This is a genomic window from Pseudomonas sp. Pseusp88, from assembly GCF_047303955.1.
Classification (GTDB): Bacteria; Pseudomonadota; Gammaproteobacteria; order Pseudomonadales; family Pseudomonadaceae; genus Aquipseudomonas.
In genome coordinates this window covers 34885-50101 of record NZ_JBGLYM010000037.1, presented here as the reverse complement: position 1 = coordinate 50101, position 15217 = coordinate 34885, and the positions used below count along the sequence as shown (strand labels likewise).

Genomic DNA, 15217 nt, shown 5'->3' with positions numbered 1-15217 from the left:
GAATGGGCCAGTACATCAGACACATTTTTATCGCCTGAAATACCGCCTTCGCGAATGAATTCGCTCCCACAAAAATGTCAGTGATCACGGCTAATTAATGGGGTCAGATCCTGAAATGCCCCACCAACCCCTGCAAGCGCACGGCCTCGCGCTCAAGCTCGGCGCAGGCGTCGAAGGTCGAGTGCAGGTTGGCCATACCCTGGCGGTTGAGGGCATCGATCTGGGCGATGTCGTCGTTGACCGACAGCACTACGGACGTCTGTTCTTCCGTGGCTGCTGCCACTGACTGGTTCATCGCGTCGATTTCGCCGATTCGCTGGGCCACCTTACCCAGACGCTCACCGGCCTGATTGGCCACGGTGACGCTGGTTTCACTCTCGCGCTGACTCTCGGTCATGGTCAGCACGGCGGTTTGCGCGCCGACTTGCAGTTGTTCAATCAAGGTCTGCACTTGCCGCGCCGAGTCCTGGGTGCGGTGCGCCAGGTTGCGCACTTCATCGGCGACCACGGCAAAGCCCCTGCCCGCCTCCCCCGCCCGCGCCGCTTCGATGGCGGCGTTCAAGGCCAGCAGGTTGGTCTGCTGGGAAATACCGGTGATGACCTCGAGGATCTGGCCGATATCGGCGGTCTGGGTGGCGAGGTTTTCGATGGTGATGCGCGATTTGTCGATGTTTTTCGACAGACGATTGATTGCCTCGATGGTCATGCCGACCACCTGCTGCCCGTCATCGGCCAGCTCCCGGGCCTGACTGGAACTCTGGGACGCCAGCGCCGCGTTACGGGCGATCTCGGACGAGGCCGCACCCAACTGGTGAATGGCCGAGACCACGCTTTCAGTGCGCCGTGCCTGCTCATCGGAGTTGCTCATGGAGGTACGCGACACGCTGGTCACCCGGGCCGCCACCTGATTGAGCGCCGAGCTGGTGCCCGACACGTCGCGAATTGAAACCTGAATGAACTCAAGGAAGCGATTGAACGACTGCGCCAGCGCACCGAACTCGTCGCGAGAATTGATCGGCAGGCGCTGGGTCAGGTCGCCTTCGCCATTGGCGATATCTTCCAGCGCCTGGCCCATGGCGTGCAGCGGGCGCATCAGCCAGCGAATCAGCACACCGAGCAACAGGATGATGATCACCACCGCAATCAGCGTGGCGCTGATCGCCAGGCTGCGCAGCTCACTGAGCATGGAGAACGCGGCTTGTTGATCGAGGACCATCACCACGTACCAGTTGGCCGACGCCAGCCCGTCGACATGGGTAAAGGAGACGAACTGCGAACCACCGACGCTGCGGATCTCCCGCACACCCGGCGTCGGCAGTTGCGTGCCCGGGCCGAAGACGTCCTTGAGATCCTTGAGGATGAACTTGCTGTCCGGATGCACCAGCACCTTGCCGTCGGCGCTGACGATAAAGGCGTAACCGTGGCCGTCGAAGTTGAGGGTGTTGATCATCTTGCTCAAATCATCCAGGGACAGGTTGGCGCAAGCCACGCCGAAACGGTCCTGATACTTCACCGGGGCCGCCACGGTCATCACCATCTTCCCGGACGACGCAGCGATATAGGGCTCGGTAAATACCGTCTGCTGGCGCTCTTGCGCAGCCTTGTACCAGCCCCGTACGCGCGGGTCGTAGTCAGGGGCGCGCACGCTGTCCGGCAGGGAGAACATCGAACCGTCGCTACCGCCGTAGGAAATCAGCTGAAAGTTCTCGGCATACACCGGCAGGTTAATGGTCTTGAGCAGACTGGCGCTGTCGGTCCCCTCGACACTCAGGCGTTGCCCCAGGGTCTCGATCAGGCGCATGCGGCTTTCCAGCCAGGTGCGGATATCGTGGGCGGTGAGCATGCCCAGTTGCTGCAATTTGGCGTCGACATCCGAGCGCAGGGTCTGGCGTTGCCGATAATCAGTGACGGCAATGAATGCGGCGAATGCCAGCATGACGATCAGCGCTGCAGCGAGCAGAATTTTACGACTGAAACCCATGCCTTTCATCAACTCACCTCACCCGTCGTCACCTAATCGGTTGATGGCAAAGTTGAATCACGCGCTGCCGACGGGCAATTGCCGTTTCGGCACAGGCACGGGCCCGATCGGCACATGCTGTTTAGCACCGCCTTTTCAGCAGGATCTGCTGCGGGATTTATTTTTGTGGTGCCCGTAATCAGTGCACGATTAAAGCGCCATTACGGGCTCCGCTACTCCCAACCTACATACCGTCGCGCTTCATCTGCATGGTCAGGGTGAATCTGTCCGCCGGGTAGAAGTTCTCCGAAACCGCGATCAGACCGCCCTGCCCATCTCGGTACTGGCGAATGATATTGAGCGCCAGCGACCCCGGCTTGGCGTTGAGGCTTGCCGCCATTTCCGCTGACAGCTGTACCGGCCTGACTTCCTGATCGACCGAGTGAATATCCCGCGAGAAGGCCCGGCCGATCAGTGCGGCGATCAACTCGTCCGGGTGCTCATGGGCCTTGGGGATGACTTCGTCGTATTGCCGGTCGGCATAAACATCCGTCCAGCACAGCGGCGCATCGCGCTCGTTGCGGTCGACCTTGATGCTCGACACGCAAAAGTAATGGCCGCCCGGCTCCAGACCCAGGCGCCTGGCCAGGGCGATATCCGCGACGAAATGCCGGACGCCCTGAATATCCCGCACGTGAGATTCAGCGACATTCACAAGATCGGCCACCGAGGCGATGGCCTGGGTGTAGCCGCTGCTCGGCTGGGAGGCTTCGACCCGGGTGCCGACGCGCTTTCTTCTCGAGACCATGCCCTGGCCTTCCAGCTGGCTGATCGCCGCGCGGACGGTGTGACGGCTCGCTTGATAGATGGCACACAGCTCGAACTCCGTGGGCAGCAACGAGCCGATCGGATAGCGGCCGCTGCCGATCGATTCCATCAAATCCTTCGCCACATGTGCGTAGCGCTTTAGCCCATCGCCTTCCATCAGGTACCTCCCGGTTGATTTGACAGCTTACCAGAACGGTGACAATCATATGTCCGAACATATATTGATATGTACGGTTAAAAACAACAAATAGAGGTATCCCATGTCCAGCACCGTTTTCGATTCAGTCCTGTTCCGCGACATGTTCGGCACTGCCGAAATGCGTGCCGTGTTTTCCGACGAGGCGCTCATTGGTCGCTATATCGAAGTCGAGATTGCTCTCGCCAAGGCTGAAGCACGCTGCGGCGTCATCCCTGCCGAAGCGGCTGAGCAAATCGCCGAACTGGCGCGGTTCGACGCACTGGATCTGAAGCTGATGCAGCACGAGACCGAAATCGTCGGCTACCCGATCCTGCCGCTGGTGGAACAGCTGTCGAAAATCTGCGCAGAAGCGGGTCGCTACGTGCATTGGGGCGCCACCACCCAGGACATCATGGACACGGCCGTGGTCCTGCAGGTACGCGCGGCGTTGGCCATTGTCGAGCGGGATATCCAGGCGGTGCGTGGCCTGCTGGCCGAGCTGGCCAAACGTTATCGCGATACACCCATGGCCGGTCGCACACACCTGCAACATGCCCTGCCGATCACCTTTGGCTACAAGTGCGTGGTCTGGCTGAGCATGTTCGACCGTCACGCCGAGCGCCTTGTCGAGCTGCGTCCGCGAGTCGAGATCGGCCAGTTTGCCGGGGCCGCCGGAACCCTGGCATCCCTCGGTGACAAGGGCCTGCAAGTGCAGCAGGCGCTGATGGCTGAACTGGGTCTTGGCGTGCCCCAGGCCACTTGGCACGTGGCTCGTGATGGCCTGGCCGAGACCCTGAACTTCCTCGGCCTGGTGACCGGCTCCCTCGGCAAAGTCGCCCTGGACGTCATGATGATGATGACCAGCGAACTGGGCGAAGTGTACGAACCCTTCGTCAAAGGCCGCGGCGCCAGCAGCACCATGCCGCAGAAGCGCAACCCGATTTCCTGCGAACTGATGTACGCCGCCGCCAAGGGTGTGCGCCAGCAGGCCGGGCTGATGCTCGACGCCATGATCCAGGACTTCGAACGCTCCACCGGCCCGTGGCAGGCAGAGTGGATCGCCATTCCCGAAGCCTTTGCCCTGAGTGCCGCGTCCCTGGGCCAGGCCAAATTCATGCTGGCGGGTCTGGAGGTGCGTACCGAGCGCATGCGCGAAAACCTCGATATGACCCAGGGTCTGATCGTTGCCGAGGCGGTGATGATGGGCCTGGCCCCGGCCCTTGGCCGCCAGGTCGCCCATGACGTGGTGTATGCCGCGTGCCGCATGGCCAACGATCAGCGCATCAGCCTGCTTGATGCCTTGCTGGCCCAGGGCGAAGCCACCGCACAACTGGATATCGCAGAACTCAAGCGCCTCACCGATCCGGCCAACTACCTGGGCCTGGCCCCGCAGATGGTCGATCACGCCCTGGCCAATGAGGGCTCGGTAAAGCGTTGAAACACCCAGCGCCTCGGCAAGGCGTAATCCCGGGTAGGAGCGAACTTGTTCGCGAGGCGGCGTATCTGGCCCACCGCGTCGGCCCTCTCGCCAACAAGTTGGCTCCTACCTGACTGACAGTTGCTGTAACTCCCCATAAAAACAAATGAGAGTACACACATGGCTTCCATCGAGAAAAAGCCGTTTTACCGCGACCTCACCTTTCAAGTGATCGCGGCCATGTTCCTCGGGATTGCGTTTGGCTTTCTCATGCCGGAACTGGCGGCACAATTTCGCATCCTCGGCGATATCTTCCTCAAGCTGATCAAGACGGCAGTTGCGCCCCTGGTGTTCTTCACCGTGGTACATGGCATTGCGTCAGCCGGCGATATAAAACGGGTAGGCAAGGTCGGCCTGCGAGCGTTGATCTACTTCGAAGTGGTGTCCACCGTAGCCCTGGCCATCGGCCTGGTGTGGGGCAATCTGTTGCAGATCGGCTCCGGCATGCATGACGCCCACCCCAGCAGTGCCACGGCCGCGGCCTCGGCGGCAGCAGTCGCCAAGGGTCACGGGCCGACTTCGACCCTGGACTTTATCTACGGCATCTTCCCCGATAACTTCGTCGGCGCCTTCGCCGGTGGTCAGTTGCTGCAGGTGTTGGTGGTCTCGGTGCTGTTCGGCTTCGCCCTGCTGGCCCTCAAGCCTGAGCGCCGGGCGGTGATCGAAGACGGCCTGAGCCGCATCTCCGAGTGTTTCTTCGAGTTCATCAACCTGATCATGAAGTTCGCGCCCCTCGGTGCCTTTGGCTCGGTGGCCTACGCTGTGGGCAGCAATGGCACTGCAGTCCTGATGTCCCTGGCCAATCTGGTGTTGATGTTCTACGTCGGCATCCTGTTCTTCATCTTTGTGGTACTGGGCGTCGTCTGCCGGATCTCCGGCTTCAGCCTGTGGCGCTTCCTGAAATACATCAAGGACGAGATCTTTATCGTGCTCGGCACCGCCTCCTCGGAAAGCGCGCTGCCGCGCCTGCTGCAAAAACTGGAGAAATTCGGCTGCTCCAAACAGAGCGTCGGCCTGGTATTGCCCACCGGTTATGCCTTCAACCTGGATGGCACCTCGATCTATATGTCCATGTGCGTGCTGTTCATTGCCAACGCCTACGGCGTGCATCTGAGCTGGGAGCACCAACTGGGCATCGTCGCCATCATGCTGGTCACTTCCAAGGGTGCGGCGGCAGTGTCCGGCGGCAGCTTCGTGGTGTTCGCCGCCACGGTGACCGCGATCGGCGTCTTACCCGCTGAAGGCCTGGCGTTGCTGTTCGGGGTCTATCGCTTCATGTCCATGGCCATCGCTACCTGTAACACCATCGGCAATAGCGTGGCGACTGTGGTGGTCTCGAAATGGGCAGGAGAATTCTCGCAGGAAACTGCGCAAAAAGAGTATCAGGAGCATTTTGGCCGGGCGCCGGGCGCGGCACTTTAAGCGGCGAGCCGTGTATCTGAATGCAGAGGTTTTCAATGTCGATCAATCGAATAGAGATGGACTCGTTCGGGCCGGTAGCCATTGCGGCCGACCGCTACTGGGGCGCGCAGACCCAACGGGCACTGGCAGTCTTCGGGGTCGGTCGCGAGATGTTTCCGCAATGTCTGGTCCGGGCCTGGGGCCAGCACAAACACGCTGCGGCCCTGGCCAACTTTCAGCTGGGCATGCTGCCCGAGCACCTGCTTGGGCCGATCATCCAGGCGGCCACGGAGTTGGCGCAAGGGCGTTTTGACGAGCACTTCCCGCTGTCGGTCTGGCAGACGGGCTCCGGCACCCAGACCAACATGAATGCCAACGAAGTGATCGCCAACCGGGCCAATGAGATCCTCGGACACGAACTCGGCACGCGCTCACCCGTGCACCCGAACGACCACGTCAATCGCTCCCAGTCATCCAACGACAGCTTCCCCACGATCATGCACCTGACGACCGTGAGCGAACTGACCGGCCGCCTGCTGCCCGCGATGGAACGGCTACGCGACGAGCTGCAAAACAAGGCGGATGAATGGGCCGATGTGCTGAAGGTGGGCCGCACCCATCTGATGGATGCCGTGCCCATGACCCAGGGTCAGGCCTTCGGTGCATTTGCCCATCAGGCTGCCCATGGCATCGACCGGATCAAGGCCTGTATGCCGCGCCTGCTGTTGCTGCCTCAGGGCGGCACGGCGGTGGGCACCGGGTTGAACACGCCGGTGGGCTTCGATAGCAAATTCTGTGAACACCTCAGTGCCCTCACCAACCAACCCTTTGCCCCCAATCCCTGCAAGTTCGAAGGCATGGGCACACACGACGCACTGGTCGAGGTGTCCGGCGTACTCAACGTCATCGCCGTGTCCCTGACCAAACTGGCCAATGACGTGCGCCTGCTCGGCTCCGGCCCGCGTTGCGGCTTCGGTGAATTGCTGATTCCGGACGATGGCCTGACGTCCTCGATCATGCCCGGCAAACGCAACCCCACCATTGCCGAAGTCCTGGCCCAGGCCGCGATGCAAGTGATCGGCAATCACGGCACCATTACCATGGCCGGCGCATCGAGCATGTTCGAACTGAATGTGGCCAAACCGGTGCTGATCAGCAACCTGCTGCAATCCATCGATGTGCTGAGCAACAGCGTGACGATCTTTACCGAGAAACTGCTCAAGGACCTGGACGTCAACCGGGAGAAATTGCAGGACAACATCGATCACTCCCTGCTGATCGCCACAGCCCTGAATCCACTGCTTGGCTACGATGTGGTGGCAAAGATCACGCGCAAGGCGGCGTCGGAAGGAATATCACCCAAGGCAGCGGCGTTGGCGCTGGGGGTGATTACGGCGCACGAGTATGACGCGCATGTACAGCCCCAGACGATGGTGCGACCGGGGTAGGTGTAGCGACTATTCCCAGGTAAACAAAAGCCCGCTCGGTTCGCACTGGCGGGGCTTTTGGGGCTTGCCGTATTGCGAAGGCTCATAGCTGCGCATGCAGCTGTTGGGCAATACCAAGGAGACATTACTTGCAAAAAAATGTAGCAGGCCAGTAAAGCAATTGCTTCACTGGCCCATGGCACTACATTGGCTTATCTGGAAAGTCGCCCCACGCTAATTATTATCCTTGAACAGTACCGACACGGTGCGTGCAACATGGTCGGCACCGTCGCTTATTTCACGCATGATCGTAGTAACGGCAGCAATTTGATTATTGTTTTCCTGGGCACTGCTGGCAATACTGTTCATATTGACATTGAGATGCTGGGTCAGTTTCCCGTTCTCACTCACCACACTTTGAATTTCCACCGTGGCGCGGCTGGTACGTGCAGCCAACTGACGAACCTCATCGGCGACTACAGCAAAACCGCGCCCCATTTCACCCGCACGGGCAGCTTCAATGGCAGCATTCAGTGCCAGCAAGTTAGTCTGCTCAGCGACACCCTGAATGGTGGTGACGATTTGTTCAATATCCTTGGCCTGAGTATTGAGCTGTGTAATCAAATCAACCGCACCATTGATCAGGTCGAGCGTCTTCTGAGATAACGCAATAGAACTGCCAAGGGAGTCGATACCACGGATAGAAATCTGTGACGTTTCTTCGGCGGTTGTGAAAGAAAGCTCTGCGGCTTGACGGATTTCTTCGGTTTTGCGCTTTTGCGCACTGACATCACTGGCAAACTTGATAACCTTGATAACTTCGCCACGCTCATCAATAACGGGGTTATAAGTAGCCTCCAGATAAACACGCTCGCCTGATGCTGTTTTGCGCTCGAACTGCCCACCAAAGAAAACCCCGCTTTTCAGGCTTTGCCAGAAACCGGGATTTTCCTGATAAAAACTGTCAAAGCACAATATACGGTGGTGACGTCCCTTCAAGTCGTTCAAACGGTAACCCATGAGGCTGAGAAAGTTATCATTGGCATTGAGGATATTGCCATCGGGCGAAAACTCAATCACCGCCATTGAACGATTGATAGCGGCGTAGGCAGAATCCAGTAGCAGAAACCGCTCCTGATTATGAGTGACATCAGCCGCAACTTTCAGAATTTCAATCGTGGTATTATTCTCATCCTTTACAGGAAAGTAAGTGGCTTCAACCCAAACAACAGAACCATCTTTACTTATACGTTTGAATGTACCTTTTTGAACGGTACCACTGGCTAACTCGTGCCAGAACTTTTGATACTCACTGGAATGAGTATAGGTCTTTTCACAGAAAACCCGGTGATGTTTTCCAACCAACTCGTCGAGCGTATAGCCAAGCGCTTTCAAAAACAAGGGACTTGCATCAATGATGGTGCCGTCGGGTTTGAAACGGATCGTCGCCAGGTTTTGATGAATGGATAGCAAACGACATTGCAGCTCAGCGAGCTGCTTTTGGCAGGCGAGAACTTCATTTTTTTTACTGAAGAAATTCATGACTATAGCCTCAGTTTATTGGTCTGCCGAACAACTCTACCTATAAAGAGTTATTAAACAGCCATACTCCATTCTTCAAAGGTTATGCCGCCTTCGAAGCCCCCGACGCTTGACCTTATCGACCTGACTTATAGATTCATTAAATGCGTAGTATTGCTACTCCAAGCGTTATGCTGCTCGAGCCATTGAGTGTAGCGTATTTTTCCACGTGTCAAAAATTCGCGATTTTTTCACGCAGAGTCATTTTGACATCATTCTTATGAGCGCTTGGATCCAATCCTCGGAAAAGTCAATGCCCGAACTGTGGGCTGGAACTCATATATAGCAGTAACATTAGAGTTTTGACAATCCATCCCCGGCTCCTTTCTGCAATTAAATAATCGCCTTCTAAACGAGGTATGGGAAGAGGTTGCCACGCTCTAAACAAACTAAAATCGGCTCTCATCTGCTTATAAAATCTTTAGACGCGCAGGTAATGCCCACCACCACCGACCTTGCACAACGCCACCCATGGCGGCCCAGCGCAGTTTTCATTGGGGTCCCGGTCGAGGTGAGAACGATTGTAGTCAACAGGAGCGATTACCGGAAGGAATGGAACGGTGCTTCCTGGCTCCCTGATGGCCTCTCGCGATCACCCGAGCTGGCACCGGCGTGGGTATACAGGAGCGGCCATAACTAAACGTGAACAAGCAAAAAGCCCGGCATCCAAAGGAGGAATGCCGGGCTTCGTTTATTGAGCAGGTCGCAATTTCTTCAGAACGGAATATCGTCATCAAAGCTGTCGAAATCCTGCGCAGGCTGTGGAGCCTGTTGCGGCGCCGGGCGCGATTCGCGCTGAGGCTGCTGCTGTGGCGCCGATTGTTGCGGGCGCGACTGCTGTGGACGCGGAGCAGAGTTGCCGTAGTTGCCGCCGCCCTGGCCCTGTGGAGCGCCTTCGCCCTGTGGACGACCGCCCAGCAGTTGCATGGTGCCTTGCATGTCGACGACGATTTCAGTGGTGTAACGCTTGATGCCGTCTTTTTCCCACTCACGGGTCTGCAGCTTGCCCTCGATGTAGACCTGGGAACCCTTGCGCAGGTATTCGCCAGCGATTTCGGCAACCTTGCCGAACATCGAGACACGGTGCCATTCGGTCTTCTCGACCTTCTGTCCGGTTTGCTTGTCAGTCCACTGTTCGCTGGTCGCCAGACTCAGGTTGGTCACGGCGTTACCGTTAGGCAGGTAGCGAACTTCGGGATCCTGGCCGCATGTGCCGACCAATATGACTTTGTTAACCCCACGGGCCATAACGTTCTCCTAGGCTTCGCACGTCTGCGACGACGGATTGATCAGTCGTTCGAGGGACGGGCGATCCAATAGTTCTTTGTCCAATTTGATATAGATGGCAGCCTCCTCGGCCACCACTACCGCATCTGTCACTCCGGCCACTGCCAGCAGGCGCTCGACGAGCCCCGCGTCGCGTTGCGCCTCGGGCGACAACGGCATGCGCAGGCTCGTGACGTACGGTGGTTCGCGCATGGTAACAGCAAAGGCGAGCCAAATGGCGCTGAGCGCAGCACCGCCGAGGAACACAACGCCAAGGCCACCATGCTGCAAAAGCCAGCCGCCAAGGATGCCGCCTGCGGCAGAACCGAGGAACTGGCTGGTGGAGTAGACCCCCATGGCAGTGCCTTTTCCGCCGGCCGGTGACACTTTACTGATGAGTGACGGCAGCGAGGCCTCAAGCAGGTTGAAGGCAATGAAGAACACTATCGTACCAATCACCAGCGCCCGCAGGCTGTCGCCAAAAGCCCAGAAATACAGTTCGGTCAGCATCAGCACTGCAACCGCACCGAGCAGCACGCGCTTCATCTGACGCTTTTTCTCACCATAAATGATGAAAGGGATCATGGCGAAGAAGGAAATCAGCAGCGCCGTCAGGTACACCCACCAGTGCTGTTCCTTGGGCAGACCGGCTTTTTCTACGAGAGCCAGGGGCAACGCGACGAAGCTGGACATGAGCATCGCGTGTAATACGAAGATACCTAAATCCAGGCGCAAGAGGTCCGGGTGACGCAAGGTCGGCCCCAATGCCTGCCGGGCGACGCCGGATTCCCGGTGTTGCAAAGGGCCGTTGGCCTTGGGTACGACGAAAGCGACGATCAGGATGCCGAAAAGGGCCATGCCGCCCGTCGCCATGAACAGCCCTGAAAGACCGAAGGCTCGGGTCAGCAAGGGGCCGACTACCATGGCAATGGCAAACGACACGCCGATGGTCATGCCAATCATGGCCATGGCCTTGGTGCGGTGCTGTTCCCGGGTCAGGTCGGAGAGCAATGCCATGACGGCTGCGGAAATCGCCCCGGCGCCCTGCAGGACGCGACCGGCGATTACACCCCAGATGGTATCGGAACGTGCGGCGAGCAGGCTGCCCAGGGCGAAGACGATCAGCCCCAGGTAAATCACCGGACGGCGGCCGATGCGGTCGGAAATGATTCCGAAGGGAATCTGCAGCACCGCCTGGGTCAGGCCATAGGCGCCGATGGCCAGGCCAATGAGCGCGGGGCTCGCGCCCGCCAGATCCATGCCATAGGTTGCCAGGACTGGCAGCACCATGAACATGCCGAGCATACGGAACGCGAAAACCAGGGCCAGGCCGCCCGCTGCGCGGGTCTCGCCACCACTCATGCGTTCGCTGTGGGGATCATGCATGGAAAAACCTCGTGTGAACCGGCGGCGATTCTACCAGTCCCATCGTTGCACGGCACATACGCGACGCTTTGCCGCGTCGCATTAGCCGGTTTATGACACAGTTTTCATCTTGGGTGGCAATAGTGTGCATCCATCCAGTATTTGACCGTATACTCCCACGTTTTCGTCGCCCGCCGAGCGAGGCCAGCCTTGGACAAGATCCTGATTCGTGGGGCCCGCACCCACAACCTGAAGAACATTGACCTGACCCTGCCCCGGGACAAGCTGATCGTGATCACCGGCCTGTCCGGTTCCGGCAAGTCATCCCTGGCCTTCGACACCCTGTACGCCGAAGGTCAGCGCCGATATGTCGAGTCGCTTTCCGCCTACGCCCGCCAGTTCCTGTCGATGATGGAGAAACCGGACGTCGACACCATCGAAGGCCTGTCGCCGGCGATTTCCATCGAACAAAAGTCCACTTCCCACAACCCGCGTTCCACTGTCGGTACGATCACCGAGATCTACGACTACCTGCGCCTGTTGTATGCCCGTGTCGGCCAGCCGCGCTGCCCGGATCATGACATCCCCCTGGAAGCCCAGACCGTCAGTCAGATGGTAGACCTGGTGCTGGCACAGCCGGAAGGCAGCAAACTGATGCTGCTGGCGCCGGTGATCCGCGAGCGCAAGGGCGAGCATCTGTCGGTCTTCGAAGAGCTGCGCGCCCAGGGTTTTGTCCGCGCCCGGGTCAACGGCAAGCTGCATGAGCTCGACGAGCTGCCGAAGCTGGATAAACAGAAGAAGCATTCCATTGATGTGGTGGTTGACCGCTTCAAGGTGCGCAACGACCTGCAGCAGCGTCTGGCCGAGTCGTTTGAGACCGCGCTCAAGTTGGCCGACGGCATAGCGTTGGTTGCGCCAATGGACGACGAACCCGGCGAAGAGATCATCTTTTCCGCCCGTTTCGCCTGTCCGATCTGCGGCCATGCCATCAGCGAACTGGAACCCAAGCTGTTCTCCTTCAATAACCCGGCCGGCGCCTGCCCGACTTGCGATGGCCTGGGGGTGAAGCAGTTCTTCGACATCAAGCGCCTGGTCAACGTCGAACTGACCCTGGCCGAGGGTGCGATTCGCGGCTGGGACCGGCGCAACGTCTATTACTTCCAGATGCTCGGCTCACTGGCCAAGCATTACGATTTCAGCCTGGAAGTACCGTTCAAAATGCTGCCCGCCGACACGCAGAAGATCCTGCTCAATGGCAGCGGCACGCAGAATGTCGATTTTCGCTACCTCAACGACCGTGGCGATATTGTCAAACGTGCGCACCCTTTCGAGGGGATCGTGCCGAACCTTGAGCGGCGCTACCGGGAGACCGAGTCGGCCACCGTGCGCGAGGAGCTGGCCAAGTTCCTCAGCACCCAGCCGTGCCCGGACTGCCGCGGCACCCGCCTGCGTCGCGAGGCGCGGCATGTCTGGGTCGGCGAAAAGACCCTGCCGGCCGTAACCAATATGCCGATTGGCGATGCCACCGAATACTTCGGCGTGCTGAAACTGACCGGCCGCCGTGGCGAAATCGCCGACAAGATCCTCAAGGAAATTCGCGAGCGTCTGCAGTTCCTGGTCAACGTCGGTCTCGACTACCTGACCCTGGACCGTAGCGCCGACACCCTGTCTGGCGGCGAGGCCCAGCGTATCCGCCTGGCCAGCCAGATCGGTGCGGGTCTGGTCGGGGTGATGTACATCCTCGATGAGCCGTCCATCGGCCTGCACCAGCGCGATAACGACCGCCTGCTCGGCACCCTCAAGCACCTGCGCGATATCGGCAATACGGTGATAGTAGTGGAGCACGACGAGGACGCGATCCGTCTGGCCGACTATGTCGTGGACATTGGCCCCGGTGCCGGTGTGCACGGCGGCGCCATCGTTGCCGAGGGCACGCCCGCCGAAGTCATGGCCCACCCTGATTCCCTGACCGGCAAGTACCTGTCCGGGCGGGTGAAGATCGAAGTACCGGCCAAGCGCACGCCGCGCAATAAAAAGCTGTCGCTGTCACTCAAGGGCGCTCGCGGCAACAACCTGCGCAATGTCGACCTGGAGATCCCGATTGGCCTGCTGACCTGCGTGACCGGGGTTTCCGGCTCGGGCAAGTCGACGCTGATCAACAATACCCTGTTCCCCCTCAGTGCCACCGCGCTGAATGGCGCCACCACCCTGGAAGCCGCGCCCCACGACAGCATCAAGGGCCTGGAACATCTGGACAAGGTCGTCGATATCGATCAAAGCCCGATCGGCCGTACGCCGCGTTCCAACCCGGCGACTTACACCGGGCTGTTCACACCGATTCGCGAGCTGTTCGCCGGTGTGCCGGAATCCCGTTCACGGGGCTATGGGCCAGGGCGCTTCTCCTTCAACGTCAAGGGCGGGCGTTGCGAGGCCTGTCAGGGCGACGGCCTGATCAAGGTGGAGATGCACTTCCTGCCGGATATCTACGTGCCGTGCGACGTGTGCAAGAGCAAGCGCTACAACCGCGAAACCCTTGAGATCAAATACAAGGGCAAGAGCATCCATGAGGTGCTCGAGATGACCATCGAAGAAGCTCGCGAGTTCTTCGACGCCGTCCCGGCACTGGCGCGCAAGCTGCAAACCCTGATGGATGTGGGCCTGTCCTATATCAAGCTGGGGCAATCGGCGACCACTCTGTCCGGTGGCGAGGCGCAGCGGGTCAAACTGTCCCGCGAGCTGTCCAAGCGCGATACCGGCAAGACCCTGTATATCCTCGACGAACCGACCACCGGCCTGCACTTCGCGGATATCCAGCAGTTGCTCGACGTTCTTCATCGCCTGCGCGACCATGGCAACACGGTGGTAGTAATCGAGCACAATCTGGACGTGATCAAGACAGCCGACTGGCTGGTCGACCTGGGACCGGAAGGTGGTTCCAAGGGTGGGCAGATCATCGCAGTGGGCACGCCGGAGCAGGTGGCGGAGATGGAGCAGTCCTACACCGGGCATTACCTGAAGCCGTTGTTGCTGAGGGATAGGGCGTAAGTCCTGTGTTTGTGGACGGATCCGGCTAACAAAAAAAACGGCGGTTATCTCTCGATAATCGCCGTTTTTGTTAACCGCAAAAATCAGAACTGTGACTGCAGGTAATTCTCAAGGCCGATAGACTTGATCAGGCCCAGCTGCTTTTCCAGCCAGTAGGTGTGATCTTCTTCGGTGTCGGCCAGCTGCACACGCAAAATGTCGCGGCTGACGTAGTCTTTGTGCAGCTCGCACAGGGCGATGCCCTTGCACAGCGCGGCGCGGACTTTGTATTCCAGGCGCAGGTCGGCGGCGAACATGTCCGGTACTGTGGTACCAATATCCAGGTCGTCCGGACGCATGCGTGGCGTGCCTTCGAGCATCAGGATGCGACGCATCAGCGCATCGGCGTGCTGTGCCTCTTCTTCCATTTCGTGGTTCATACGCTCGTAGAGTTTGCTGAAACCCCAGTCTTCGTACATGCGCGAGTGGACGAAATATTGGTCACGAGCAGCCAGTTCGCCCGTCAGCAACGTGTTGAGGTAATCGATTACTTCGGGGTGACCTTGCATCGCCCTACATCTCCCTGCTTGAAAGACTGCAGTTTGAACCAAGCGCTCTTGGAGGTCACTCTAAAAAAGGCAAAATATTGATTAAAAGCGGCGAAAATCGACCATTGGATGCGAAAAACCGCCCAAATGAGGGCGGTTCTG

9 protein-coding genes and 3 pseudogenes are annotated in these 15217 nt (G+C 58.9%); 4 read left to right on the top strand and 8 right to left on the bottom strand.

Features of this window, described 5'->3' with window-relative positions; translation table 11 throughout:
* Nucleotides 1–103 precede the first annotated feature (103 nt).
* The 3 genes and pseudogenes from ACCD02_RS28480 to ACCD02_RS28470 all read right to left on the bottom strand — a co-directional run bounded on the left by ACCD02_RS28480 (nt 104) and on the right by ACCD02_RS28470 (nt 2945).
* On the bottom strand, nt 104–868 hold the full coding sequence (locus ACCD02_RS28480; protein WP_413309301.1) for a methyl-accepting chemotaxis protein: 765 nt from the start codon (nt 866–868) through the stop codon (nt 104–106).
* A 102-nt stretch (nt 869–970) separates the two neighbouring features.
* Nucleotides 971–1936 (bottom strand): annotated as a pseudogene (locus ACCD02_RS28475) (cache domain-containing protein); the annotation flags it as partial.
* Between the two features lie 268 nt (nt 1937–2204).
* Nucleotides 2205–2945, bottom strand: coding sequence for a GntR family transcriptional regulator (locus ACCD02_RS28470; RefSeq protein ID WP_413309299.1), 741 nt, complete (start codon nt 2943–2945; stop codon nt 2205–2207).
* Between the two features lie 103 nt (nt 2946–3048).
* On the opposite strand from ACCD02_RS28470, the gene ACCD02_RS28465 reads away from it, so the two are divergent.
* The 3 genes from ACCD02_RS28465 (at nt 3049) to ACCD02_RS28455 (ending at nt 7292) form a co-directional block, all read left to right on the top strand.
* The gene (locus ACCD02_RS28465; RefSeq protein WP_413309297.1) at nt 3049–4404 is read left to right on the top strand and encodes an adenylosuccinate lyase family protein; all 1356 of its coding nucleotides are present in this window, start codon (nt 3049–3051) and stop codon (nt 4402–4404) included.
* 159 nt (nt 4405–4563) lie between these two features.
* A complete protein-coding gene (dctA, locus tag ACCD02_RS28460) occupies nt 4564–5865 on the top strand; it encodes a C4-dicarboxylate transporter DctA (RefSeq protein ID WP_413309295.1) in 1302 nt (433 codons plus the stop codon).
* Between the two features lie 35 nt (nt 5866–5900).
* Nucleotides 5901–7292, top strand: a complete 1392-nt coding sequence (locus ACCD02_RS28455) for a class II fumarate hydratase (RefSeq protein ID WP_413309293.1) — start codon at nt 5901–5903, stop codon at nt 7290–7292.
* A gap of 213 nt (nt 7293–7505) precedes the next feature.
* Here ACCD02_RS28455 and ACCD02_RS28450 read toward each other — a convergent pair.
* The 4 genes and pseudogenes from ACCD02_RS28450 to ACCD02_RS28435 all read right to left on the bottom strand — a co-directional run.
* Nucleotides 7506–7862, bottom strand: a pseudogene (locus ACCD02_RS28450) (methyl-accepting chemotaxis protein); the annotation flags it as partial.
* Nucleotides 7863–8042: 180 nt separating this feature from the next.
* Nucleotides 8043–8813: pseudogene (locus ACCD02_RS28445) on the bottom strand (PAS domain-containing protein); the annotation flags it as partial.
* Between the two features lie 753 nt (nt 8814–9566).
* Nucleotides 9567–10100: a single-stranded DNA-binding protein gene (locus ACCD02_RS28440; protein ID WP_413309291.1), complete on the bottom strand. Its 534-nt coding sequence runs from the start codon at nt 10098–10100 to the stop codon at nt 9567–9569.
* Between the two features lie 9 nt (nt 10101–10109).
* Nucleotides 10110–11504: an MFS transporter gene (locus tag ACCD02_RS28435; protein ID WP_413309289.1), complete on the bottom strand. Its 1395-nt coding sequence runs from the start codon at nt 11502–11504 to the stop codon at nt 10110–10112.
* Between the two features lie 189 nt (nt 11505–11693).
* Here ACCD02_RS28435 and uvrA point away from each other — a divergent pair, with 189 nt between their 5' ends.
* Nucleotides 11694–14528 carry an excinuclease ABC subunit UvrA gene (gene uvrA, locus ACCD02_RS28430; RefSeq protein WP_413309287.1) on the top strand — a complete coding sequence of 945 codons (2835 nt, stop codon included), beginning with the start codon at nt 11694–11696 and terminating at the stop codon, nt 14526–14528.
* An 83-nt stretch (nt 14529–14611) separates the two neighbouring features.
* Here uvrA and bfr read toward each other — a convergent pair whose 3' ends face one another.
* Nucleotides 14612–15076 (bottom strand): bacterioferritin, encoded by a 465-nt coding sequence (bfr, locus tag ACCD02_RS28425; RefSeq protein WP_413309285.1) that lies wholly within the window; start codon nt 15074–15076, stop codon nt 14612–14614.
* Nucleotides 15077–15217 lie beyond the last annotated feature (141 nt).